Annotated in this window: 24 protein-coding genes and 1 riboswitch; of the genes, 12 read left to right on the forward strand and 12 right to left on the reverse strand. The window is 36.7% G+C overall.

What is annotated here, in order from left to right:
* Positions 1 to 17: 17 nt before the first annotated feature.
* From ACFVQC_RS00605 to ACFVQC_RS00615, 3 genes are read right to left on the reverse strand one after another with little or no spacing between them, the layout of a single operon-like run.
* On the reverse strand, positions 18 to 824 hold the full coding sequence (locus ACFVQC_RS00605) for an ABC transporter permease (RefSeq protein ID WP_377897182.1): 807 nt from the start codon (positions 822 to 824) through the stop codon (positions 18 to 20).
* On the reverse strand, positions 817 to 1,581 hold the full coding sequence (locus tag ACFVQC_RS00610) for an ABC transporter ATP-binding protein (RefSeq protein ID WP_377890742.1): 765 nt from the start codon (positions 1,579 to 1,581) through the stop codon (positions 817 to 819). Before ACFVQC_RS00610 ends, ACFVQC_RS00605 begins: the two co-directional genes overlap by 8 nt.
* 11 nt (positions 1,582 to 1,592) lie before the next feature.
* On the reverse strand, positions 1,593 to 2,600 hold the full coding sequence (locus tag ACFVQC_RS00615; RefSeq protein WP_377890744.1) for an ABC transporter substrate-binding protein: 1,008 nt from the start codon (positions 2,598 to 2,600) through the stop codon (positions 1,593 to 1,595).
* A gap of 120 nt (positions 2,601 to 2,720) precedes the next feature.
* On the opposite strand from ACFVQC_RS00615, the gene ACFVQC_RS00620 reads away from it, so the two are divergent.
* From ACFVQC_RS00620 to ACFVQC_RS00635, 4 genes are all read left to right on the forward strand, one after another.
* Positions 2,721 to 3,017: a DUF3986 family protein gene (locus ACFVQC_RS00620; RefSeq protein WP_088079542.1), complete on the forward strand. Its 297-nt coding sequence runs from the start codon at positions 2,721 to 2,723 to the stop codon at positions 3,015 to 3,017.
* Between the two features lie 11 nt (positions 3,018 to 3,028).
* Positions 3,029 to 3,259 carry a hypothetical protein gene (locus ACFVQC_RS00625; RefSeq protein ID WP_377890747.1) on the forward strand — a complete coding sequence of 77 codons (231 nt, stop codon included), beginning with the start codon at positions 3,029 to 3,031 and terminating at the stop codon, positions 3,257 to 3,259.
* A gap of 188 nt (positions 3,260 to 3,447) precedes the next feature.
* The gene (locus ACFVQC_RS00630) at positions 3,448 to 4,026 is read left to right on the forward strand and encodes a YwbE family protein (RefSeq protein WP_377897183.1); all 579 of its coding nucleotides are present in this window, start codon (positions 3,448 to 3,450) and stop codon (positions 4,024 to 4,026) included.
* A gap of 183 nt (positions 4,027 to 4,209) precedes the next feature.
* Positions 4,210 to 6,276 carry an LTA synthase family protein gene (locus tag ACFVQC_RS00635; RefSeq protein WP_377897185.1) on the forward strand — a complete coding sequence of 689 codons (2,067 nt, stop codon included), beginning with the start codon at positions 4,210 to 4,212 and terminating at the stop codon, positions 6,274 to 6,276.
* A gap of 319 nt (positions 6,277 to 6,595) precedes the next feature.
* Here the strand turns inward: ACFVQC_RS00635 and ACFVQC_RS00640 are convergent, their stop codons facing one another.
* Both ACFVQC_RS00640 and ACFVQC_RS00645 read right to left on the reverse strand, forming a co-directional pair.
* The gene (locus tag ACFVQC_RS00640; protein ID WP_377897186.1) at positions 6,596 to 7,405 is read right to left on the reverse strand and encodes an alpha/beta fold hydrolase; all 810 of its coding nucleotides are present in this window, start codon (positions 7,403 to 7,405) and stop codon (positions 6,596 to 6,598) included.
* Between the two features lie 21 nt (positions 7,406 to 7,426).
* The gene (locus ACFVQC_RS00645) at positions 7,427 to 9,454 is read right to left on the reverse strand and encodes a catalase (protein ID WP_377897188.1); all 2,028 of its coding nucleotides are present in this window, start codon (positions 9,452 to 9,454) and stop codon (positions 7,427 to 7,429) included.
* A 165-nt stretch (positions 9,455 to 9,619) separates the two neighbouring features.
* Here ACFVQC_RS00645 and ACFVQC_RS00650 point away from each other — a divergent pair, with 165 nt between their 5' ends.
* Both ACFVQC_RS00650 and ACFVQC_RS00655 read left to right on the forward strand, forming a co-directional pair.
* The gene (locus ACFVQC_RS00650) at positions 9,620 to 10,849 is read left to right on the forward strand and encodes an ATP-binding protein (RefSeq protein WP_377897190.1); all 1,230 of its coding nucleotides are present in this window, start codon (positions 9,620 to 9,622) and stop codon (positions 10,847 to 10,849) included.
* Between the two features lie 25 nt (positions 10,850 to 10,874).
* Positions 10,875 to 12,095: an ATP-binding protein gene (locus ACFVQC_RS00655; protein ID WP_377897191.1), complete on the forward strand. Its 1,221-nt coding sequence runs from the start codon at positions 10,875 to 10,877 to the stop codon at positions 12,093 to 12,095.
* A 133-nt stretch (positions 12,096 to 12,228) separates the two neighbouring features.
* On the opposite strand, the gene ACFVQC_RS00660 is transcribed toward ACFVQC_RS00655, so the two are convergent.
* Together ACFVQC_RS00660 and ACFVQC_RS00665 are read right to left on the reverse strand one after the other, a co-directional pair.
* The gene (locus ACFVQC_RS00660; RefSeq protein ID WP_377897192.1) at positions 12,229 to 14,142 is read right to left on the reverse strand and encodes a collagen-like triple helix repeat-containing protein; all 1,914 of its coding nucleotides are present in this window, start codon (positions 14,140 to 14,142) and stop codon (positions 12,229 to 12,231) included.
* Between the two features lie 346 nt (positions 14,143 to 14,488).
* On the reverse strand, positions 14,489 to 15,409 hold the full coding sequence (locus ACFVQC_RS00665) for a Nif3-like dinuclear metal center hexameric protein (RefSeq protein WP_377897193.1): 921 nt from the start codon (positions 15,407 to 15,409) through the stop codon (positions 14,489 to 14,491).
* A 485-nt stretch (positions 15,410 to 15,894) separates the two neighbouring features.
* Between ACFVQC_RS00665 and ACFVQC_RS00670 the strand changes: the two genes are divergently transcribed.
* Complete coding sequence (locus ACFVQC_RS00670; protein ID WP_002145256.1) at positions 15,895 to 16,218, forward strand: iron-sulfur cluster biosynthesis family protein; 324 nt, start codon at positions 15,895 to 15,897, stop codon at positions 16,216 to 16,218.
* Positions 16,219 to 16,490: 272 nt separating this feature from the next.
* Positions 16,491 to 17,396, forward strand: a complete 906-nt coding sequence (locus tag ACFVQC_RS00675) for a DMT family transporter (protein ID WP_377897194.1) — start codon at positions 16,491 to 16,493, stop codon at positions 17,394 to 17,396.
* 28 nt (positions 17,397 to 17,424) lie between these two features.
* On the opposite strand, the gene ACFVQC_RS00680 is transcribed toward ACFVQC_RS00675, so the two are convergent.
* Positions 17,425 to 17,646, reverse strand: coding sequence for a hypothetical protein (locus ACFVQC_RS00680; protein ID WP_002123250.1), 222 nt, complete (start codon positions 17,644 to 17,646; stop codon positions 17,425 to 17,427).
* Positions 17,647 to 17,936: 290 nt separating this feature from the next.
* On the opposite strand from ACFVQC_RS00680, the gene ACFVQC_RS00685 reads away from it, so the two are divergent.
* Positions 17,937 to 18,320, forward strand: coding sequence for an ATP synthase subunit I (locus tag ACFVQC_RS00685; RefSeq protein ID WP_377890771.1), 384 nt, complete (start codon positions 17,937 to 17,939; stop codon positions 18,318 to 18,320).
* Positions 18,321 to 18,802: 482 nt separating this feature from the next.
* Here the strand turns inward: ACFVQC_RS00685 and pckA are convergent, their stop codons facing one another.
* On the reverse strand, positions 18,803 to 20,389 hold the full coding sequence (gene pckA, locus ACFVQC_RS00690; RefSeq protein ID WP_377897195.1) for a phosphoenolpyruvate carboxykinase (ATP): 1,587 nt from the start codon (positions 20,387 to 20,389) through the stop codon (positions 18,803 to 18,805).
* A 228-nt stretch (positions 20,390 to 20,617) separates the two neighbouring features.
* Positions 20,618 to 20,739, forward strand: a riboswitch (SAM riboswitch).
* 169 nt (positions 20,740 to 20,908) lie between these two features.
* Here pckA and metK point away from each other — a divergent pair.
* Positions 20,909 to 22,108 carry a methionine adenosyltransferase gene (gene metK, locus ACFVQC_RS00695; RefSeq protein WP_002145260.1) on the forward strand — a complete coding sequence of 400 codons (1,200 nt, stop codon included), beginning with the start codon at positions 20,909 to 20,911 and terminating at the stop codon, positions 22,106 to 22,108.
* A gap of 115 nt (positions 22,109 to 22,223) precedes the next feature.
* On the opposite strand, the gene ACFVQC_RS00700 is transcribed toward metK, so the two are convergent.
* Together ACFVQC_RS00700 and ACFVQC_RS00705 are read right to left on the reverse strand one after the other, a co-directional pair.
* A complete protein-coding gene (locus ACFVQC_RS00700) occupies positions 22,224 to 22,406 on the reverse strand; it encodes a hypothetical protein (RefSeq protein ID WP_377897196.1) in 183 nt (60 codons plus the stop codon).
* 6 nt (positions 22,407 to 22,412) lie between these two features.
* Positions 22,413 to 22,592 (reverse strand): hypothetical protein, encoded by a 180-nt coding sequence (locus tag ACFVQC_RS00705; protein ID WP_377890776.1) that lies wholly within the window; start codon positions 22,590 to 22,592, stop codon positions 22,413 to 22,415.
* Positions 22,593 to 22,853: 261 nt separating this feature from the next.
* On the opposite strand from ACFVQC_RS00705, the gene ACFVQC_RS00710 reads away from it, so the two are divergent.
* Both ACFVQC_RS00710 and ACFVQC_RS00715 read left to right on the forward strand, forming a co-directional pair.
* Complete coding sequence (locus ACFVQC_RS00710; RefSeq protein ID WP_199708966.1) at positions 22,854 to 23,363, forward strand: MogA/MoaB family molybdenum cofactor biosynthesis protein; 510 nt, start codon at positions 22,854 to 22,856, stop codon at positions 23,361 to 23,363.
* A complete protein-coding gene (locus ACFVQC_RS00715; protein ID WP_377897197.1) occupies positions 23,360 to 23,962 on the forward strand; it encodes a molybdenum cofactor guanylyltransferase in 603 nt (200 codons plus the stop codon). Before ACFVQC_RS00710 ends, ACFVQC_RS00715 begins: the two co-directional genes overlap by 4 nt.
* Positions 23,963 to 24,244: 282 nt before the next feature.
* Here ACFVQC_RS00715 and ACFVQC_RS00720 read toward each other — a convergent pair whose 3' ends face one another.
* Positions 24,245 to 25,387 (reverse strand): glycosyltransferase family 4 protein, encoded by a 1,143-nt coding sequence (locus tag ACFVQC_RS00720; protein ID WP_377897198.1) that lies wholly within the window; start codon positions 25,385 to 25,387, stop codon positions 24,245 to 24,247.
* Positions 25,388 to 25,395: the final 8 nt, after the last annotated feature.

Raw genomic sequence — 25,395 nt, forward strand, 5'->3', positions numbered from 1 at the left:
TAGTGTATCGCTCTAAGTCAGCTTCTTTTTCGTTTTCCAATAAGGAGTTTTTCAAATGCCTCGACAAATACATACATAAGAGTTGCGAGGACGCAAGTGAGCAATACACTGAGTAAGACGAGTGTGAAGTTAAAGACTTGGAATCCGTAGCTAATTAAATAGCCAAGTCCTTGTTTAGAAACGAGGAGTTCCCCGAAAATAACACCGACCCATGATAAGCCAACATTCACTTTTAACGTTGAAATAATTGCAGGGAAAGATGAAGGGAGAATAACGTGCTTATAGCATTGCCATTTATTTGCACCAAATGTGTCCATGACCTTTACAAAGTTGGAATCGACTTCTTGAAATGCGCTGTATATAACGAGAATGGTAATGATGATGGAGATGATTACTCCCATTGCGATAGAGGATGAAATATTTGGACCGAAAATAACGATGATGATTGGACCGAGTGCAACTTTAGGCATTGCATTTAGGACGACGAGATAAGGATCAAGTACGCGGGCCAAAAGTGGCATCCACCAAAGGAAAGTAGCAATAATAGCTCCGAGTACAGTTCCGAGAATAAAGCCTACTCCTGTTTCAAGTAATGTCGTCCATATGTGAATCCAAAGTGAACCGTCAATCCATTTCGTTAAAAAGAGATTCCAAATACTTGAAGGAGAGCTAAAGAGTAAAGGATCAATCCATTCTTTTTTACTAGCTATTTCCCATAGTGCAAAGAAAAGAATAAGAAGTACAAGTTGTAAAGAGCGAGCTAACCATGCATGTTGTCTTTCTTTTTTTCGAAACTGTTCATGTAGTTGTTTTATATTATCCAAGTCGTTCCAACTCCTTCCATATTTCTTGGAAGAGGGATGGGAAGTCATGGTGGTGGCGTGCTTCTAATGGCGATAAGGAACGGATACTTTCTGGGACGATGAACGTTTTTGCAATTTTTCCAGGGTTCGCCTGCAGCAAATAAATACGATCACTCATCGCAATTGCTTCTTCAATATCATGTGTCACAAGTAGGGATGTTTTCTTATAGTTACGTAGTAATGTGAAGACGAGATCTTCTAGTTTTAATTTTGTTTGATAATCAAGTGCGGAAAATGGTTCATCTAGCAATAAAATTTTTGGATCGGTCGCTAATGTTCGAACGAGGGCAGCACGTTGGCGCATACCGCCGGATAGTTCACGTGGGTATTGCTGTTCAATATCATACAAGCCGACTTGCTTTAAAAGCTTTAATGTATGTTCTTTCGTGTTTTCATCATACATCTTTCGAATATGAAGCCCGAGCATAATATTTTCTTCAATTGTTTTCCAAGGAAACAAGTAATCTTGCTGGAGCATATAGCCCATAGATGGGGTCATAGTTGTAATCGGTTCACCATCTAAAAATACGATCCCTTCAATTGGATCAAGTAGCCCTGCGATGATGGAGAGGAGCGTTGTTTTGCCGCAACCACTTGGACCAAGAATAGAAATAAACTCGCCTTCTTCTACGTGCAAGCTCATATCTTCAAGAATCAATTTCGCATTCTCTTTTGCAAAAAAACAATGAGAAACGTTACGTATTTGTAAAAAACTCATACACTTCGCCTCTATTTCTTAATAACGCTTTCGGCAATTTTTGTATTGACGAGCGCTTCATGTGGAACTTCTTTTTGTAATTCACCAGATTCTTTCATAATCGTTTGGAGCTGTTTCCATTCTGCATCATCTAATAATGGATTTGTCGCATAAGAATGTTGTTTTTTGTAGCGCTCAATTACTTTCACTGAAATGTCTTTTGAAGTGTCTTTAAATAGTGGTGAAACAGCATTGGCAATCTCTTCGGGACTATGAGTATCAACCCATTGCTGCGCTTTATATAGTGCGCGCGTGAATTTTTCTGCAGCAGCTTTATCTTTCTTTAAGAAACTTTCTTTTGCCATAAACGTTGTATAAGGAACAGTACCAGATTCAGCTCCGAAAGACGCGACGATATAACCTTTTCCTTCTTTTTCAAGTATACTTGCAGTTGGCTCAAAGAGCTGTACAAATTCTCCTGTACCAGATGCAAAGGCATTTGCAATATTAGCAAACTCGATATTTTGAATTAAGTTCGTATCTTTGCGAGGGTCAATGCCATTTTTCTTTAAAACGTATTCTCCAACCATTTGCGGCATGCCGCCTTTACGCTGTCCTAAAAATGTAACGCCTTTTACGTCATTCCAATTAAAAGAGTTTAATTTTTTACGGGAAACTAAAAACGTGCCATCTGTTTGTGTAAGCTGTGCGAAATTAATGACAGGGTCTTTTGCTCCTTGTTGATGAACATAAATAGACGTTTCTGAACCAACGAGCGCAATATCAATTCCGCCAGATAAAAGGGCGGTCATCGTTTTATCTCCGCCAGCTGTTGTTTGTAAGTCAATATTTAAACCTTCATCTTTAAAAAATCCTTTTTCAATTCCAACATATAAAGGTGCGTAAAAAAGAGAGTGGGTAACTTCGCCAACGCGAATTTTTTGAACTTCTTCTTTCGTACTTTCCTTTGTACTACTACAAGCAGCGAATGTGAAAACAGCTAGTAACATGATGCAAAAAACGGTTATTAATTTTTTCACTATATGACACCTCCTAGAAGTCAATCTACAAGCATAATATGTAGGTAAGTGCCCATATGTGAGTATAGATAGCAGGAATTTTTTAGGGAATAAAGAAGTACAAATATAAGGGGTGATAAAATGGATTATGAATACGATGATAGCGTACATTTACATCTTGATTATTTCGGAACTGAATGTGATATGGAATCGATTGCTTATAAGAGGAAGCATGAAGACGTGTGGGATGTGTATTTTAATTTTGGAGTATACGGTATTCAGAAAGATGATGTAGGGGCAGGAATGTTTATGGACGAATATGCCGGTTATTACGTTTTTTCTGTACATGCTCGTGATTTGAGCTGGGAATTTGGAAGTGCTCAGTTTGAGGAATGGGTTTTGAAGAACCATATAGTAGAAAAAACGCTTCAAAAATAGGGAGGAATTTCGTGGTTGAATTTCTCATTCTATTGTTCATTTTCGTAGTCGGATTTCTCATTATGCAAGTACTCATTTACCGATTTGTAAAGAAAAATATTCATAAATACAAAAGATTGAAATTGGTTCATATGTGGTTAGATATGACTATGAAAAAGAGTCCGAGATTAGATTTTTTTAATTTTATCTTTATAGTAATAGTGTGTATCATATGGAAAATATGGATGCTTCCTCTTATATAGTAAACATGCTAATCATTTCATCATTTTTCCTGCTCATAATAAATAGCGAAAAGAACCTGTCGCATGACAGGTTCTTTTGTTATATGGGAAATTCAATGTATACGACAAATTACGACAAGGGAGTTCATACATATTTGCTATTCTATTAAAGGTCATTATTTGTAATGTATATATAGGAGGATTTTTTAATGTTAAAAAAATTATTATTATTTTTACTTACAGGCTTATGTGTAGTTGCTTTAACAGCTTGTAAAGATGAAGAGGACAAGCTGAAGGCAGCGAAAGAACAGAAAATAGATGAGAAGAAAATGGAAGAAGATAAGAAGGCTGAAGAAAAACGTAAGCAAGAAGAGGAGCAAAAAGTAGAAGAAGAAAAACGTAAGCAAGAAGAGGGGCAAAGAGTAGAAGAAGAAAAGCGTAAGCAAGAAGAGGGGCAAAGAGTAGAAGAAGAAAAACGTAAGCAAGAAGAGGGGCAAAGAGTAGAGGAAGAAAAACGTAAGCAAGAACAGCAGAAGATTCAGCAACAACAGTCTGCACAACAAGAGAGAACACAGAAACAAGAAAAAACAACACAAGCAACTGGTGGGAAGCCGACAAGATCACAAATTTCGGTTGGTTCACATGTAGTTATTCAATTAGATAAAGATTATAGTAAAACAGTGAGTGGTGTTGTGAAAGATATTTTAACAAATACAGAAACACACACGTACGGAATTAAAGTTCGATTACAAGATGGACAAATTGGCCGTGTTCAAAGTGTTGGGTAATGAAAAAGAGATTTCCTTTCTTAGGAAATCTCTTTTTTCATTCGGTATGTACAAGAGGTAACAGATGATATTATACGGAGGGTGTACATGAGAGGACGTTGTGTACATAATATGTTATGTTTATATAAGTAATATTTTATTACGGTGCGGGGTGAAATTAATAAACAGAAAAGAGGGAATGAATTGAGGGGTAATTTTTCATTTCATCAGCCAAGAAGAAGTATATTAATTTCAGTGATTTTAAGTGGTTTAGTAACCTTATATGTTGTACCCACACTTTTCTTGATTTTAAGATATTTTAGTTTAGGTACGATGAAAGATATGTTAAATCAAAAGGTTGTTTTAAGTATAATGACAATTTTGATTTGGATTGTACTACTGTATGTTGCGTATTTAAATAAAGGTATAGTTAATAAATTTAAACCGATTATTAGGATTTATATTAGAACTTTTTTAGTAGCTCATGCGATTACTTTTCTTTTTATTTTTACGCAAAATAATATGGATCTCGTCAATACAATGAATTGGATTTACAACTATAATGTACAGTTTATATTTAGCTTAATTGTAATTTATGCGGTATATGTCTTGGTGTACAATGTACTTGGAAAAGTTTTTTTGAGTACTATTTTGACAAGCATTTTGCTAATCATTTTGGCTATTGTAAATCACTTCAAAATTATTTTTAGAGGAGACCCTCTATATCCTTCTGATTTTACACAGATTGGACATATGCAATCTGTTATACCGATGGTGATGGATTATTTTAGTTGGGGTTATATTCTTCTCGTTATTGTAAGTGTTGTTGCCTGTATTTGGACGAGTGTGTATATAAGGAAATATATTCAAAATGTAAAAGTTCATGTAGGCGTACGAGTTCTATTTATAGTAGGATCTGTTGTTGTTTTATATGTGTATGGTAATTTTACGAATACGTTTATGAATAAATTGTTTCAAAAGTCGGGTATAGAGTTCGTTTTGTGGGATCAAAATGAAAATTATGCTTCAAATGGTTTTGTATTAGGATTTATAAGTAATTTAGATACGACAGTCATTGAAAAGCCGAAAGATTATTCAAAAGAAAATACGCTTCAAATAGCAAACGATATAAAGAAACAATATAGTAGCAATATAGGGACGCAGAAGCAAAAAGAGAAACCGAATATTATTTTTGTAATGAGTGAATCGTTTTGGGATCCAACGAAGTTAACGAACCTGTCCTTTAGTGAAGATCCTTTACCTAATTTGCATCATTATATAGAAAGTTTTCCTGGTGGACAAACTATTTCTCCTGCATTTGGAGGAAATACTGCGAACGTTGAATTTGAGGTATTAACGAGTTATTCAATGAGTTTGTTAAAACCAGGCTCTATACCGTATCAGCAAGTTGTTACAAATAAGAAAGAAATTCCATCAATTCCTCGAGCTTTGAAAAAAGAAGGGTATTATACAAGTGCAATTCATTCGTTCGGGCGCTCATTCTTTAAACGGGATGATGTATATAAAGTGTTAGGGTTTGATAAGTTTAATGCACAAGATACGATGGAAAATGTAGAAGTTGATGGAGATTATATTAGCGATTTATCTATGAGTAAAGAGATAATATCTGAATTAGAGAAGCAAAAGAAACCTACTTTTATTCATGCGGTTACAATGCAAAATCATTTTCCATTTACAGAAGGAAGATTTGGCGAAAATCAAATAGAAATTAGTGGTTTAGAAAATGAAGAATCGAAGGCTGAATTAGAGACTTATACAGAAGGGTTAAGACGTTCAGATGAAGCTCTGCAATATTTAATAGAAGAGCTAGATAATTTAGATAGACCTACATTACTAGTATTCTTTGGGGACCATCTTCCGTCGCTAGGAATAAATAAATCTCTTTATAAAGAGACTGGTTATATAACAAATGAAAAAGCGCCAAGTGAACGATTAGCGATGGCACAAACGCCGTTATTAATGTATGCAAATTTTGATATTCCAAATGACAATTTAGGCTTAGTAAGTCCAATTTATTTTTCAAATCTTGTCCTTGATTATGCTGGATTAAATAAGGCACCATTCTATCAATTTTTATCGAAGTTATATGAAGAAATTCCCGTACTTCGTGACGAATTGAGGATAGGAAAAGACGGAGAAGCAATAAAAAGTTTAACAGCGAAACAAAAAGAGATGTTAAAGCAATATGAGTTTATTCAATATGACTTACTCGTCGGAAAGCAATATAGTAAGGAGATATTATTTAAATAGGCGACAAAAAAAGAACTTGTATACGATACAAGTTCTTTTTTCATAGTATTTAACGGGATAACCAGACAAGCTAGGTTCAGGGAGTATTACTTGTACATTTAGTATAAATTAAAATAGAGTCGGTTTAATAATTGATTTGTGAGAAGTGTGTGAATTTTTCATTTAGTATATAATTGGATAATTTGTTTAATTCGTAAAAAAACTCTTTAAGGTTTCTAAGAGTTTTTTTATTTAGATATATATTAAAATTTCAGAAAAACAAGTTATAATAAAGTTGTGTGGATTTACAAACAGACAGGCTTTTTTTACTGTAAAGGAACTATGAATTTAAAAAATTTATTAGTTCCTTATTTAATTCATCCGCTTGATCGATTGGAGAGCCATGACCGCTATTTGTAAGAGGATATAGCTCAGAGTTTCTAATTCGTTCTTTTGTTAGCTCAGCACTTTTGTAAGGGATGAGTTGGTCGTGAACACCGTGGAATATTTTTGTTGGGACGTTAATTTTACGTAAGTCCTTCGTTACGTCTTCGTTTGCAGCAGCTTGCAAAATTTTGATGAGAGCATAAGAAGCGGACTGCATACCGAGATAAGAAAACCATTCTAACGTGGCAGCTCCTAAGTTTCTATTAAAAAATGATAAAGATACATCATTAAGAAATTTAGGCAAATTTGCATACATTTGAGCAATCAGAGCATCTGCTTGCTCTTTCGGTACGCCGTAAGGGGATTGTTGGTTTTTTACGAAAGAGGGGGAGACGGCATCAATTAATGCAAGTTTAGAAATACGGCGACCGTTATATCGTGACATGTATCGAATAGAAAGAGCACCGCCGACTGAGAAACCAACTAACGTAGCATTTTCTATTTGAAGTGCTTCTAATACAATTGCGATATCGTCAGCTAAACGATCATATGTGTAACCAGTCCATGGTTTATCAGATTGCCCGTTTCCGCGAATGTCCATAGCGACGCAGCGAAACCCGTGCTGTGGTAAAACATTGAATTGATATTGAAACATTTGGTGATTTAAAGGCCAGCCGTGTACAAAGAAAACAGTTTTACTGTCAGGACCTGGGTTCATATCTTGCACAAAAATGTGTACATCTTTTTCCACTGTAACGAACATGACGTATCCTCCTCATGCATTTTAATAGGATCTTTCCCAAAATCGCTGTTTTGTCATTGCCTGAATAAATTCATTCGCAAGTAAGGTAGGGTTTTGTTCTGTTATAACGCCAGGTTTTCCTTCGATGTTTAATGATTGAATAATAGTAGTTCCATTTTGGAAAGCGCCAATTGGCTTAAAGTGATTATACGATTCTACGACAAATGAACTTGCCTTGTTAAGAAAATGATCATCAATATTTCCGCCAATAAGAAGTAGCCCATCATAAAGAAGCGGTGATCCTGTTAAGAAAGTATCATTCACTTCCCACTGTACATTTTGTGTTCCTTGCACTATACCTAATCGTTCGGAAATAATTACTGGCTGAAGACCGACTCGTTTGAATTGCTGTAGCATAGATTGTGCGTTTTGCCCGTCATATCCGTTTGCGACAATGACGCCTACTCGTAATGTATTTGGACTAAATGTTGTATGTTCCATACTTAGTGCTGGTGAGGAGTTTGTAACATTTGATTCTTGAACATTTGGTACTGTTGCCCCGACTGCTTCAGCTACTAAAGTAGCTAATTCTGTACTTATATGACCAATCATATCTACGACTTGTTGGCGAACTGATCTACTTTTTACTTTTCCTAATTCAAAGGAGAAGGCCTGCATAATATGGATTTTTTCGACGTGGCTCATACTATTCCAAAATAAACGGGCTTGTGAGAAATGGTCTTTAAAACTAGCGGCTGTTTCTCTTGTTTTATGTCCAGAAACAGTAGAAGGATATGTAACGAAACCGCCTTTCGTACCAGGTACAGTAAAGGGAGAGTTATTAGCTAAAGAGTTATTATGGTAAGCTATTTTTCCTTTATCAATTATATATTTAGACGCACCATCTCTTTGGTTGTTATGAAAAGGACATACCGGACGGTTAATCGGTAACTCTTGATAGTTTGTGCCGACGCGGGCTAATTGCGTATCTGTATAAGAAAAGAGTCTACCTTGTAAGAGAGGATCATTTGTGAAATCGATACCGCGGACGATACTTCCAGGGTGTAGTGCGACTTGTTCTGTTTCCGCAAATACGTTATCAACGTTTCGATTTAACGTCATTTTTCCGATGATTTTAACAGGGAAGTCTTCTTCCGGCCAAATTTTCGTTGCATCTAATATATCGAAATCGTATTTAAATTCGTCCTCTTCTTCTAAAATTTGAACGCCAAGTTCGTAATCAGGGTAGTTTCCAGCATTAATATTTTCCCATAAATCACGGCGATGATAATCTGGATCAGCACCGCCTAGTTTTTGAGCTTCATCCCAAATTAACGAGTGAACGCCAAGCCTTGGCTTCCAGTGGAATTTTACGAATCGTGACTTTCCATGTTTATTAACGAAGCGGAATGTATGAACGCCGAACCCTTGCATCATTCGAAAACTTCTCGGAATTGCACGATCGGACATAATCCACATCATCATCGCAGCTGATTCTTGATTATTGGCGATAAAGTCCCAAAAAGTATCATGTGCTGTTTGTCCTTGGGGAATTTCATTATGTGGCTCTGGTTTAAGAGCATGGATAAGATCCGGAAATTTAATACCATCTTGAATAAAGAATATCGGAATGTTATTACCCACTAAATCGAAATTTCCTTCCTCTGTATAAAACTTAACAGCGAATCCTCGTACATCTCGGTTCGTTTCATTTGCACCTTTTGATCCAGCAACTTCAGAAAACCGAATAAAAATAGGTGTCTTTTTAGATGGGTCTTGTAAAAAATGAGCCATTGTTAAGTCTTCTAAAGAATCATATAGCTCAAAAACACCATGTGCTCCGTAACCGCGAGCATGAACGACTCTTTCAGGAATTCGTTCACGGTCAAAATGAGCGAGTTTTTCTCGCATCAGGAAATCTTCTAAAAGTGTAGGACCACGATCGCCGGCGGTTAAAGAGTTTTCATCATTTGAAATTTTGACACCCGTATTCGTTGTCATCTCTTTTCCTTCATTGTTTTTCGTAAAGGATTGTAACTGTTCTATCTTCTTATTTTCACGACCGTCCATATAAAGCACCTCCCATATTATACGTATTATTTTTCGTTAGTTTTATGCTTATATAACTGTGGGCATATATTACTTATTTGGTTTATTTTATCTTTGTTTACCTATTAAAATCGTTTATTATAATAAATGGTATTCTTTGAAATATCATTTTGAAGGGGTGTTGAAGTGAGAGGGATTTTTCTATCGGCTAAAGAAGAAAAGAAAAACGCTAAGATTTTCTTATGGATATTACATGTTATTTTAATAGGATACGAGGTTGCATATGCCATTATATTAGAAGATAAAATGCCTTTAGAAAATTGGTATAAAGTAATATGGAAGATTACATATATTATGACTATATTAGGTATTAGTGTTTATTTATTTGAGAGGGGCAAAGCACATTTAGTTAAATATACATACTTATTTGCATACATAATTGCGGAGATTTTTAATATTGGATGGTATGCCTTTCATAATAAAATAGCATTTGATGAAGGGAATATCATCGAATTTATTTTCATTTTTTTCGTGCCAATATTTTTAAGTAAACGATATTTATTTATGTTAACGCCATTTCTTATAGGGAAATATATGATATACCTATTTGTATTTGGAGAACTTAATTTATTTACACCTCTTGTTATGAATATGTTATTGCTTTTCGTGTCGTATATTATTTTAAATCGGTTTTTACAATATCTTTCAGCAGTAAGGAAAAGTATTACAGAGGCTAGTCAGTCACAAAAATTGGCGGTTATCGGAAAAATGGCAGCGACAGTCGGGCATGAAATAAAAAATCCACTCGCGTCATTAAAAGGGTTTACGCAATTACAAAAAGAAAAGCACAAAAAAGATGCGACATATGGACAAATGATTATTGAAATAGAAAATATAAATAACATGATTAGCGAATTGATGGAGGTTGCTACATATAAACCTTCTGTTTATGAAAAACATATTGTAAGTGATGTTCTAATACAAGCAGTAGCAAATATGCGTGAAAAAATGGATGAGCTAAATATAAATTTCACCTTCAATGAAGAGTATAATAGAAGTGAAATTGAATGTGATAAACGTAAAGTAAAAGGGGTATTTTTGTATGTTATTAAAAATGCTTTAGAGGCAATGGAGCTCGGTGGAACATTACAAATACAAGTTGAGGATAAAAAAAGAGATTATGTAATAGTAAGTATAGTAGATAGTGGTTTCGGGATAAAAAAAGAGAATTTAGGAAGAGTTACAGAGGCTTTTTATACAACGAAGCAAGACAAAATCGGATTAGGCCTTACGGTAGCAGAGCGAATTATTAAAGAGCATCTTGGAGAATTACATATTTCTAGTGAAGTAAAGAAAGGAACGAGAGTAGAAATAGTACTTCTGAAAAAACTTGAGCGTAATGTGGGACAAGATTAAGAGGTGTTGTTAAAGGAGCTACTATATGGAGAAAGACTATATATTTGAAAAGGAAGAAATAAAGGCGTTGAAAATATTTTTAAGTTTATTCTTTGTTATATTTTTTGTGTATGATTTTGCTGAAAAGGCTACTGTCTTTTTCTCGGAGGGAGATCTAAAGCCAGCAGATGTTTTTGGAGAAGGCTTAGGTTTATGGTTATATATTTTGATGGTCTTATTATTCTTTACTGGAATTTATTTTATGAAACAGAAAAAGCCATATATTGTGAAGTACATTATTTTAATTGGCTATAATATATTGGATTTTATTCATAACTTCATTATTTATTACGGAAGTGATGCTGAATTTGATGGCGGTAATATAGTAGAAGGATTCTTTATTTTATTTGCACCAATCTTTGTGAATAAAAGATATTTTTTGTTAGTAGCAGGGATACTTGTTGGAAAGTACGCTCTTATGGGAATCGTTATTCAATCCGCTATCGTTCTAATTCCAATGGCATTATGCAGCGTATTTGCTATTATATGTTGGATTATACTTTTAAGATTTCAGTCTTACGTTCGCAAACTTGAAATGATGGATAAAGAAATACAAAAGGTAGAAAAATTAGCGATGGTTGGAAAAATGGCAACAGTAATTGGCGATAAGATTAGAAGGCCGTTAGTGAAATTGAAAAAACTTGTGAATAAGCAAGCGAAAAAACATCCAGAAGATAAGGTTTATAGCGACATTATGAAACAGGAAGTAGAGCGAATTTATACAATTGCTACAGAACTAAATGGGTTTGAGAAATCTAAATCGGTAGAATCCGAAACTCATAATATTAAAGAAATCATCTCTTATGTTATCAGGGTTATGGAAAAGCCAGCTTTAGAACAAGGGATAAAAATGCATGCTATTTATAGTAAAGATATACCTTCAATTACATGTGATGAGAAACGATTGAAACAAGTATTTTTTAATTTAATTAAAAATGCGATTGAAGCAATGTCAGTTGGCGGAACTATTACTGTAAAAGTTATAGTGGAAGGTGTGATCATTGTTCAAATTATAGATGAGGGATGCGGTATTCCGAAAGATAAAATTCCGAAGCTAAATGAAGCCTTTTACACAACGAAAGAAACTGGAACAGGCTTAGGATTAGTAGTTACGGAAAAAATTATTAAAGATCACCACGGTAAATTGAACTTTGAAAGTGAAGTTGGAGTTGGAACGACTGTTGAGATTATGTTGCCGATTTGTTGATAGTGCAAGAGATAAATAGAAAACATCACTTTGTCAAAAGTGATGTTTTCTATTTATTTATCCTGCGTCAAAATCAGATTGGTTCAACTAATAATCAGTAGAGAAGGGATCCCCTACTGATTAAAGTTTAGTCTTAAATAGAGGTAATTAAAAAAATGGAGTATACAGCACTGTCAGTAATCCCAGGGCTAATATATAGGCATAATGCATCGCCTCTTGAAACTGGATTTCCAGTTGTTGTACTAGTCCAAGTAACGGTGGCGGGTCCTGGTAAAGGGGTAGGATCGTACACTTGAACTAACTGTGCTCCAACGTCCGAAGGGGTAATAGTAAATGTGATTGTTCCAGTGATTTTAGCCGTAGTGGTAAAAGTAATAGTAGATATAACGTGATTAGACGTAGGGGCAGAAAGGTTTGTTGGAACATTAGTACAGATTTGAATTGTATAAACTTCTATAGGTAAATTATTTACATTTATAGATGCAGAAAAACCAGTTATATTTCCAAATCCAGCAACTACATAAGGAATAATATTGGAGTCAACTGCTGGAGCACCTGCTATACGTTGAAACTCAGTGTTAGTTCCTTGGAAAAGGATGCTTTTTGCTGAACTGCTTCCAGCAGGTCCGGTACTTCCGGTAGTCCCAGTGTTCCCAGTAGGTCCAGTACCTCCGGTAGTCCCAGTGTTCCCAGTATTTCCGGTGCTCCCGGTAGGTCCAGTGATTCCGGTATTTCCAGTATTTCCAGTAGGTCCGGTGCTCCCGATAGATCCAGTGTTCCCAGTAGGTCCAGTACCTCCGATAGTCCCATTGTTCCCAGTAGGTCCGGTGCTCCCGGTAGATCCAGTGTGCCCAGTATTTCCAGTGATTCCGGTAGTCCCAGTGTTCCCAGTATTTCCGGTGATTCCGGTAGGTCCGGTAGGTCCGGTGCTCCCGGTAGATCCAGTGTTTCCAGTAGGTCCGGTGCTCCCGGTATTTCCAGTGATTCCGGTAGATCCAGTGTTCCCAGTAGGTCCAGTGATTCCGGTAGATCCAGTGTTCCCAGTAGGTCCAGTGATTCCGGTAGGTCCAGTACTTCCGGTAGATCCAGTGTTCCCGGTAGGTCCAGTACTTCCGGTACTCCCGATAGGTCCAGTGCTTCCGGTGATTCCGGTAGGTCCGGTGCTCCCGGTAGATCCAGTGTTTCCGGTAGATCCAGTGTTCCCGATAGGTCCAGTACTTCCGGTAGATCCGGTGCTCCCGGTAGGTCCAGTAATGCCAGTGGATCCAGTGATTCCGGTAGGTCCAGTGATTCCGGTAGGTCCAGTGTTTCCAGTATTTCCGGTGCTCCCGATAGATCCAGTGTTCCCAGTATTTCCGGTGCTCCCGGTAGGTCCAGTGTTCCCAGTATTTCCAGTGATTCCGGTAGATCCAGTGCTCCCGGTAGATCCAAATCCAGTGTTTCCAGTAGGTCCGGTGCTCCCGATAGGTCCAGTGCTCCCGATAGGTCCAGTGCTCCCGGTAGATCCAGTGATTCCGGTAGTCCCGGTGTTTCCAGTAGGTCCAGTACTTCCGGTAGATCCAGTGTTCCCGGTAGGTCCAGTAATGCCAGTGGATCCAGTGTTCCCGGTAGGTCCAGTAATGCCAGTGGATCCAGTGTTCCCGGTAGGTCCAGTGATGCCAGTATTTCCAGTGATTCCGGCAGATCCAGTGTTTCCAGTAGGTCCAGTGTTTCCGATAGGTCCGGTGCTCCCGGTAGGTCCAGTATCTCCAGTATCTCCAGTAGGTCCTCCTTCGACTAATACTATATAATCTGGAGATACATGTGGAAATCCTTGAGGTGCATCTTTTTGTGCTACGTAACCACTACGTGTATAGGTAACAACTTGTCCAGCTTTATAGGTAGGTGCATTAGCTAGACTAAATGTAGTGGTACCCTGTAAGCCCGCACCAGTGGGGCCAGTAATGCCAATAGCACCAGTGCTTCCAGTAGCACCAGTAGGCCCTGTTCCGCCAATGGACCCGTTGTTGCGTCTACCGTCACAACTAAAGCAATTGTGTCGATACATAGTTGTTTATTCTCCTTTTTATATTTTTTAAATCGAACTAATATATATATATTGTAAGTTGTACATTTTGGTTCGGTTGTTGTTTATATATAGGTTATAAGATGAATTTTAAGGATATTTATGTTGGTCATTATTCGGATGAGAGTTTCAAAATGAAACATTATACATAGGAGACTCAATATATGACTTTTAATGTGGAAAACAGGAGGGGGCAAAATTTTGTTTTGCGTTATGGAGAGCAAAGAGAAGGAAAGGATTTGAAGGGGATAATCATGTTTTTAAAGTAACGTATGAAATTTTAATGGTAGTAAAGAGAGGTAGCTAAAGTAAGATACCTCTTTAAAAATTATAACCACCATTTTTCCTGCGGCATCAAAGTAACATCTACATCAAAATTCTCTTTAAACCAATCATACATCAATGTCTCTTTCACTAAATATTCAGAGGCAGAGTGTGACACACCGATGAGTGACATGTTTGTTTCTTTCACGTAATCCATAATAAGCGAGTATTTATGTCTACCGTAATCATTGTCGATATGGCAATGGATTTCTCCTGTAATATACGCTTCAGCGCCTTTTTCTTCTGCTTCTTTCATTAAAGATACGACATCGCCGCAGCCAGCGATAATTGCAATTTTCTTGATGGAATCATGTTGTTTACCTTCGAAGTCTGTGTAAGGAATATGGAAGAGTTTTTTTAAACGTTTTTGGAGTTTTTCTGTTGATGTTTCATCTATTTCACAAATAAGACCGACTGGCTCTTGCTCTGGACCACCGTAAGCAAATCCGTCAATTACGTTAGCTTGAAGTGCCTTTGCAATTGAAATGCTAGTTCCATATGTTTGATGAAAATCCATTGGAACGTGACATGTATATATAGAAAGCTGTTTCTCTTTTATTGCCTGCAAATATTTTTGTGGAATTGGAATAAAGCCTCTCCCTGATTTCCCGAGCGGATCACCGCATTCCATCACAAGTGGATGGTGCATAAAGAGTAAATCACCTGGCATGGATTGTGAAATGAATGTTTCAAGAATATCATCAGTTGGGAAGACAGCTAAAAATACTGTGTTTACATTTTGGGCACCTCGTATCATAAGACCGTTAAATAGCTCCACAAAATTTGCTTCGAAAAATTGTTGCCATGGAAACTGGATCTGATCATATGTGGCTGGAATGAACCGACTAAAGGAACTGTCTTTTCCGTATTTTTCAATTTGGAATAAATGATTAAGTGATTGTTCTATTTCTTTTAAGACTGGCATGTTTGGTAATCCTCCTTAAGATAATTCTTACTGTGTTAGTTGTTCTTATTTTTCATAGCAAAATAAGAAGCGGATGTAAAACAAATAAAGTGAAACTTTAATCAGTGGGGTTTTGTCTATCCCCCACTGATTATTAGCCCACACCAATCGGGCTTTTACGGGCAGCCCGCCTCTCACCTAACTTCTTTGCTTCAGCTGAATTTTGAGGTGGGAGTCTTACTGCCCACAAATAGCGGGATAAAACCTAGAATCTAGCCAATAGAAGGAGAATAGGGAAGTATATGTTGTAATACCATTCCGCTAGAAATAAAAAAGCTACCTAATAGACTTAAGAAAGTGGGATATCGCTGTAGTTTGAACATCAGTGATATAACCTCCTTTACCACATACATTGTATATTAGTCTTAATTTTCTGTATATAAAATTTAAGAAAAATGGTGGTACAATATATAAATGATACGAGAAGAGAGGATGTAGATTCACGCATGTACGTTACTGTAACAGAAGCAGCATATAAAAAGATTATGGATACGATTCCAAGTGAAGCGAAATATATAAAGTTATTTTACGATAATGAAGGTTGCGGTTGTGTTATGAGCGGGATTATTGATTTAGTAGCCGTTTCAGAGAAAGATGAGCGCGATGTAGATATTGAATCAAGCGTACTAAACTTTATTGCAGATCGCACAAAGCTTGTATTTATGGATGATAAGTTAACGGTTGATTTACAAGCATCCGGGGGACATTTTCAATTAAAGAGCCCGAGCCAGTATTATAATCCAAATATGAAGCTTCATATTCGAGTATAGAACCTTTCTTTTTTAGATGGGAGAGGGGACCTGGCCATGCATAGAAGCGGTCAGATCCTTTTTCTGCCCCATGCCAAGTTAAAACAAAGGGAGTAAATGGGTACGAGATTATTTTTTATTCTGAATAGCAGTGAATTATATGTTGAAAAGTTAAAATGAATATATATGAAGGAGCATATTGTGTGTTCCTTTTTCTTATGAATCTTTTCAGTTAATTAAATGTACATGTGATTGAATTTTCTGTATAATTCTTTTTGCGGAGGGGATTGCGTATGAGAAAATGGGGAATTGAGTTATTAATTTTAAGTGTCGTTATTATTTGGGGTATTAACTATACGATTGCGAAATATGGACTTTTAGAATTTACAGCAATTGAGTTTACTGCAATTCGGATGATGACGGCTGCACCGCTCCTGTTACTCCTTACATTCTTTATCGAAAAGTCACTTTATATGGAGCAAAAGGATATACCTAGATTAATTATTGTTAGCGTTGTAGGTATTGTACTGTATCAAACGCTATTCATGGAAACTGTACAATATACATCCGCTACAAATGCCTCTTTACTCATTTCTATTTCACCTATTTTTACAACTGTATTTGCGATTTTCTTGAAACAAGAAAAATTCTCTTCTCGAAAGTTAGTTGGTTCCATGATTGCCTTTATTGGTGCTACATTAGTTTTAGTAGCGGGGCATTCACTCGCTAGTTCTTTCTACGGAAATGGGATTGGACTTATTACATCAATATGTTGGGGACTTTATCCCGTTTTAGCAGGGCCGCTTATTAAAAAATACTCAGCATTACGTGTTACTGCATGGTCGACATTAGTTGGAGCGGTTCCGCTCTTATTGTTAAGTGGTCCACATGTATTTGTAATGCCATTTCACATTACACACGGGATGACATGGTTTGCCTTGCTGTATTCTATTTTCTTCGTGACTGTATTCGGTTTAGTGATGTGGTATGTTGGTGTTCAAAAAATTGGTGCGTCACATACGATGGTATATATGTATATAACACCGCTTGTAGCTGTTTTATTTGCAGCTGTATGGGCAAATGAATATGTATCGTTTCAACAAATAATCGGTGGAATTATCATTTTCTTCGGTCTATGGTTTGTGAAATCAGAGAAAGTAGAAGCTCATTCTATCGTGCAAGAACCTATATCAAAATAGGAAAACAGATCATCTATGATCTGCTTTCCTATTTTTTTATTTTTGGTAAGAAGATGAGAAACAAGATAGCAGTAATAAGTGGAATTAAATTAAGAAAAGGAATGCGGAAGAGTGTAATAAGAATAATTCCTGGAAGAAGAACACCGAGGACAGCATAGAAAATACTATGTTTTTTCGTGTACCAATATAATGAAAGTCCAATAAGTGCAGGGACAATGAGATGAATGAGAGCCATTAAAAAATAAATCATTAGACGCCCCCTTTATTTATGTGCTTATTACATCATATCCGTATGTTCATAGATTGATATCACTTTTTTCATAATTGGACGAAAATGTTTTGAAAAACGTCACATTTATGAGGGATTCTATATTAGAAATCTTGTATAATATTATTTTCTAAAAGCATTTTAACAACATAAACATACAGTTTATGTTGTTTTTAATTTGAATGAAATGGATTTTAAGTAGCATGGACTCGAAAGAAATGAGTTATGTAGCTTTTGTTGGATAAATAAAAACCATTGAAGAGGAGTACAGCATGATTAGTATGTCACTGAGGTCGTTTAAAATTCAAATGTATTATTTGCTAGGCGCAATGTTAATAGGCTGGGCAATGACACCTTTTTCAGCACATTTTTTAGGTGCAGGCATTGGACTTATTGTAAGTATGTATTGCGTTTGGATTTTAGGAAGGCGTATCGAAAAGCTTGGAGATAGTATTGTAAAGAAAACGAAGGCACCGACACTTGGTATGTTTAATCGCTACGCAGCGGCGATCCTTGGTGCAATTATTATGTACGAAATTGAGCACCATATGGTTATGTGGGCATTTGCAGTTGGGATTATGGGTGGTTATTTCTTAATCGTTGTTAATTTAGGGTATTATAGTATGAAAGATGAAGAAGAATTATCAAAGAGCTAAAAAAGATAAAAAGCCTCTTTTTAGATGGAATAGAGGATCTGGCGATGGATAGAAGCGGTCAGATCCTTTTTTAGTCCCATGCGATGTGAAACCAGAAGGAGCAAGTGAGCGTAAAACCTATTTATATGTTCGAAGCCGTGGTTTGTATGTATGGAAATCCGAGTATATCAATTGAAAATTAGGTTTGGAACTTTTCAGATGGAATAGAGGATCCGGCGATGAATAGAAGCGGTTAGATCCTTTTTTAGCCCCATGCGGTGTGAAGCCAGAAGGAGAAGGATGTAGTGAGTGGGAAAATCGTTTGTGTGTTCGAAGCCGTGGTTTGTATGTGGTAAATTAAAGAATATATAGAAAGAAGCTTACGCGAAAAACGTAAGCTTCTTTTTTATGTAAGTATGTGTAACCGTTAAGCCGCATTGGGTTTTGTCGGTGAGTACGCGAAACTTTTGGCTACACGATACTTATTCATATGAGTAAATATATTAAGCGATTGGACCGCCTAAGTTAATAATATTTTCAGAAACGCTATCGAATTTTGTGAAGTTTTCTTTAAATTCGTTTGCAAGCTCAATTGCTTTCGCTTTGTAAGCATCTTTATCAGCCCAAGTTTGTTCAGGCATTAATACTTCGTCAGGTACACCTGGAACGTGACGAGGTACTTCAAGGCCAAAGATGTCGTGTTTTGCAGTTTCAGCTTTAGCAAGTTCACCGCTTAGTGCTGCTTGAATCATTGCACGAGTGTAACCTAAGTTCATACGTTTACCAACGCCATATTCGCCACCAGTCCAGCCAGTGTTTACTAAGAATACTTTTGCATCATGTTTCTCGATTTTTTCACCAAGCATTTCAGCATAACGAGATGCATCAAGCGGTAAGAATGGTGAACCGAAGCAAGTAGAGAATGTAGCTTGCGGAGATGTAACACCGCGCTCAGTTCCTGCTAGTTTACTAGTGTAACCGCTTAAGAAATGGTACATAGCTTGCTCTTTTGATAACTTACTGATTGGAGGCAATACGCCAGATGCATCAGCAGTTAAGAAAATAATTGTATTTGGATGTCCTGCAACACTTGGCAGTACGATATTGTCAATCGCATGCATAGGGTATGCGGCACGTGTATTTTCTGTTAAAGTAGTATCGTTATAGTCAGCGATGCGTGTTTGACCATCAATGACAACGTTTTCTAAAACTGAACCAAATTTGATTGCATCGAAGATTTGTGGTTCTTTCTCATGAGAAAGGTTTACACATTTTGCATAGCAACCGCCTTCAATATTGAATACACCGTTATCAGACCAACCGTGCTCATCGTCACCGATTAATTTACGGTTTGGATCAGCAGATAATGTTGTTTTACCTGTTCCAGATAAACCGAAGAATAGTGCTACGTCGCCTTCTTCGCCTACGTTTGAAGAGCAGTGCATAGAAAGAATGTCTTGTTCAGGTAATAAGAAGTTCATAATAGAGAAGATTGATTTTTTCATTTCTCCAGCGTATTCTGTACCACCGATTAGTACGATACGTTTTTCGAATGAAACCATAATGAATGCTTCAGAATTTGTACCGTCAATTGCTGGATCTGCTTTGAAGTTTGGTGCAGAAACAATTGTGAACTCTGATTCGTGAGTTGTTAATTCTTCTTCAGTTGGACGAATAAATAATTGATGTACGAACAAATTATGCCATGCATATTCGTTAACAACTTGAATTGGTAGGCGATAGTTGCGATCAGCGCCAGCAAATCCTTTGAAGATGAATAACTCTTCTTTTTCTTTTAAGTATTCTAAAACTTTTATATATAATTTATTAAAATGTTCTTCAGAGATCGGTTGGTTCACGGCTCCCCAAGCAATTTTGTCAGCAACCGATGCTTCCTTCACAATAAATTTATCTTTAGGAGAACGTCCTGTGTATTTTCCTGTTGAAGCAGAAACGGCACCAGTAGAAGTTAATTTCCCTTCGTTTCGCATTAATACTTTTTCCACTAATTGCGGAACACTTAATTGAATCTGTGCATTGCTTCCGTTCAATAATTCATGTAAACCAATTTGGACATTCACAGTACTCATATTTATATACCATCCTTTTCATTTAATGAAATATTTCTCGTAATCCCCATCAAGAGTATAACACAATTATATAAATAATGTATACTATTTATTTATTTTTGTTTGTGTGAATGTATCATTTTCTTATTAATATTTCATTCTATGCGTATTGAGAAAAACTTTCAGGAAAATGTGAATATTAATTGACAAATGAATATCATTTCTTTAGTATAAGTTGGGACGGATACTCTCTTATCCCGAGCTGGCGGAGGGACAGGCCCGATGAAGCCCAGCAACCTCACTTGTAGTGGTAAATACAGGTGAATAGGTGCTAAAACCTGTGCGAGGCTAACGGTCTCGAACGATAAGAGCAAAGGGCAAAAAGCAGTATGCAAGTAGCAAATTAAACCTTTCCTCTATGTTAAGTAGGAAAGGTTTTTCTGTATGCTTGTGTGGGAGAATAAATGTATGTCGCAGTTTGTGGCAAATTAAGGATGAGTTCCGTACAATATATACAATTACTGTAGGGAGGTTTACCACATGACAAAAAAACGTCATCTGTTCACATCTGAGTCTGTAACTGAAGGACATCCAGATAAAATTTGTGACCAAATTTCTGATTCAATTTTAGATGCGATCTTAGCAAAGGACGCAAATGCACGTGTAGCTTGTGAAACAACTGTAACAACTGGTTTAGTATTGGTAGCGGGGGAAATTACGACTTCTACTTACGTAGATATTCCAAAAATCGTTCGTGAAACAATTCAAGGCATTGGTTACACACGCGCAAAATATGGATTCGATGCAGAAACTTGTGCAGTTTTAACATCTATCGATGAGCAATCTGCTGACATCGCTATGGGTGTTGACCAAGCACTAGAAGCACGCGAAGGTCAAATGACTGACGCTGAGATTGAGGCAATTGGTGCGGGAGACCAAGGTTTAATGTTTGGCTTCGCATGTAATGAAACACAAGAATTAATGCCACTTCCAATCTCGCTTGCTCACAAATTAGCTCGTCGTTTAACTGAAGTACGTAAAGATGACACATTATCATACTTACGTCCGGATGGAAAAACGCAAGTTACAGTTGAGTATGATGAAAATGGTAAACCTGTACGTGTGGATACAATTGTAATTTCTACACAGCATCATCCAGATGTTACGTGGGAAGAAATCGATCGCGATTTAAAAGAGCACGTAATTAAAGCTGTAGTTCCAGCAGAATTAATGGATGGAGAAACGAAATTCTTCATTAACCCAACTGGCCGCTTCGTAATTGGTGGACCACAAGGTGATGCTGGTTTAACAGGACGTAAAATCATCGTTGATACTTACGGTGGATATGCTCGCCACGGCGGTGGTGCATTCTCTGGTAAAGATGCAACGAAAGTTGACCGTTCAGCAGCATATGCAGCTCGTTATGTTGCGAAAAACATCGTAGCAGCTGGTCTTGCCGACAAAGCAGAAGTACAACTTGCATACGCAATTGGCGTAGCACAACCAGTATCAATTTCAGTTGATACATTAGGCACTGGTAAAGTATCTGAAGACGTATTAGTAGAACTAGTTCGTAACAACTTCGATCTTCGCCCAGCTGGTATTATTAAAATGCTAGACTTACGTCGCCCAATTTACAAACAAACAGCAGCTTACGGCCACTTCGGACGTACTGATGTAGATCTTTCATGGGAACGTACAGACAAAGCAGCTACTTTAAAAGAGCAAGCTGGTCTATAATATATGAAAAAAAGCTTTGCGCTGTGTGCGCAAAGCTTTTTTTATTTGGTTTTATCCCGCAAAATCCCGATTGGTTCAACTAATAATCAGTGGGGAAGAACAAAATCCCCACTGATTAAAGTTTCACTTTATTTACTACTTGAATGCAATAACTACAATAAACTTCCCCGTCTAGCTCAATATACTTCTTCATATTTGTCATACCACTTGCCGGAAATGGGATATGAATCCAAGCTTTTTCATACGTTTGTATTTCCTTTTCACATGATTTACAAAGGATTGCTTTCTTACGGAACATAGACGGTCACCCTTTCATTTGACGCGCTTTTCCTGCGCAAAAAGCACTGCTCAGTAAAAATAGCGTTGCGAATATAATACTCACTAATGTAGCGTATGGAATTGCGCCTTTTAAAGAAAAGCCGACAGTGATGGAAGCGGTAAATAAGAGGATGAATGTCGTTGTTAATTTTTTATAAAGTTCCATAGTATGTGAACCTCCGAATTGTTTTATATTGTAAATTTTAAAACTAAACCTATTATGTAGAGAACATAAGAAGAGATAAATAGTAGCTAATGATGTGAAAGCTAGGAGTATAAGAAATGGAAATAGTATACCTATTTAAATTCCTTTTTGTGGGTTTTCATACTTATATTGTATCATGACGTATCGGTGGCTTCATACAGAATTGTGTAAAGGTATGTATGATAAAATGAAGAAAAGCTTTTAAGAAAGGAAAGATGAAAAATGAGCGTAACTGAACATAAAAAACAAGCACCGAAAGAAGTACGTTGTAAGATTGTAACGATTTCCGATACACGTACGGAAGAGACGGATAAGAGTGGCCAATTATTACATGAACTATTAATAGAAGCAGGACATACAGTGACCTCTTATGAAATTGTGAAAGATGATAAAGAAAATATTCAGCAGGCTGTGTTAGCTGGTTATCATAGGGAAGATGTTGATGTCGTTTTAACGAATGGCGGAACTGGTATTACGAAACGTGATGTAACGATTGAGGCAGTGTCAGTGCTATTAGATAAAGAAATTGTTGGATTTGGTGAGTTGTTCCGTATGATAAGTTACTTAGAAGATATCGGAAGTAGTGCGATGTTAAGTAGAGCAATCGGCGGTACAATCGGACGTAAAGTTGTCTTTTCGATGCCAGGGTCTAGCGGAGCAGTTCGTCTTGCGATGAATAAGTTAATTTTACCGGAATTAGGTCATATTACATTTGAGCTGCATCGCCAATGAAAAGGTATGCTGGAATTGTACTGGCAGGAGGTATGTCGAGCCGATTCGGCGAACCGAAAGCATTAGCGATTTGGAAGGGAACTACTTTTATTGAGCATATTGTGCAAGTAATGGAAAGTATTTTGCAAGATGTTGTTGTTATTAGTCATACTGATATAAAAGAGAGAGTAGAGCAATTAGTACAAGTTCCTGTTATAGAAGATATTCCGCATTATAAAGGAAACGGACCACTTGCTGGAATTGTATCAGGCATGGAATACATAGAAGCAGATTGGTACGCTATTATGCCTTGTGATGCGCCAAACGTTGCGCATGAATGGTTTACTATTTTATTAGAGCAAACGAGCGATGAATATGATGCAGTCGTACCTATTATTAATGGAAGAAAACAACCGTTACTTGCAGCGTATCATAACCGTGTGAAAGAAAAGATTTATGCTTTGCTACAGGATGAAAAAAGAAGTATGGGACAACTTTTATCACAATGTAATGTGAAGTATATCTCTGGAGAAGATGTACAAGCGAATGCGGATTGGTTTATGAATGTGAATACGAAAGAAGAATATGTGCAGGCTCAAAAAGACCTTTCAAATGAATGAAAGGTCTTTTTGATATACAGAAATTGGGGAACAATTACTGTATAAAGGTATGTGAGTAAGTTGATTTTAAGGGGAATTCTTAAAATCACTATACAGTTAAAATACTGTATAACTATATATTGATTTTTATGGGTTTTTATTACAAGTCTATTTAGTTATGTTTATTTTTGTTATAATGAATATAGAAATAAAACAATATTTAACCTTATGTATCATTTATTAAACTAAAATTTACGACCATCTAATAAACTCCCTTCGTTTTTTTGAAGGGAGTTTTTCTGTTTAAGCAAGTAACTCTGATGCGGTGTGCTGAAGGACTTCGTCATATTGGTCAAGTAAGCCATGGAAGATCTCATCCCAGCTTTTTGAATTTGCATAAGACGAAGCCACTATTCCCATTTGCATAAGTTGCTCTTCGTTTTGCAATAAAGAATAAATGGAGGATAGAAATGAATCCGCATTTTTGGGCGGACAAAGAACTCCAGTTTTTCCATCTATAATAATATTTTTAACCCCGCCACTATTCGCACCAATAACAGGTGTACCACATGCCAGTGATTCAAGTACGACGTTCCCAAATGTTTCAGTAGCAGATGGAAATACCATTAAATCGGAAGAAGCATAAGCTTCAGCTAAACCCTCACCTTGTAAATATCCAGTAAAGGTTACATTTGTTTTTGGCACATTTTCACGCAAAGTTTTTGCAAGAGGACCGTCTCCAGCGATGAGCCAATGAATATCGCTCCGAGCATGCGTAGTATTAACAATAAGATCTTGCAATGTATCAATATCTTTTTCAGGAGCAAGGCGTCCGACGTAGGAAAGAATATATTTCGCTGTAATATTATATTTTTTTCGGAATAGGTCTTTATTGTAAGTTGGATGAAAGAGAGTGCAATCTACACCACGTCCCCAAATATAGAGGGTCTGAAATCCTTTTTTCTTTAATTGATGTAATGTTTCAGGAGAAGGAACAAAGTTTTTTTGCATATGACTATGAAACCAACTTAAATAGTTCCATAGCATGTTAGAGAGGAATTCGATTTTGTAATAGCGTAAATAGGCGTCGAAATCAGTATGATAAGAACCGACAACAGGGATGTTCAACTTTTTTGCATAATATAACCCGCAAAGTCCCATGTTGAAAGGTGTGGCAATGTGAATGATATCAGGTTTAAAGGCAAGAAGTTCCCGTTTAATACGCGGAGTAGGAAAAGAAAAGCGACATTCTGGATATAATATTGTTAACGGGATACTTCTCATTTTGTTCACATTCGCTATGAAATTATCTTCTGCCGTATGCTGGGGGGCGAAAACAGAATAGGCGATATTTTCTCTTTGAAAATATTTAGTTAAACGTTCCAAAGTTTTCGCCACACCGTTGACTTGTGGTGTAAATGTATCGGTAAATATGGCGACTCTCATCATATCGC

Source organism: Bacillus sp. NPDC057893, from assembly GCF_042796455.1.
GTDB lineage: Bacteria > Bacillota > Bacilli > Bacillales > Bacillaceae_G > Bacillus_A.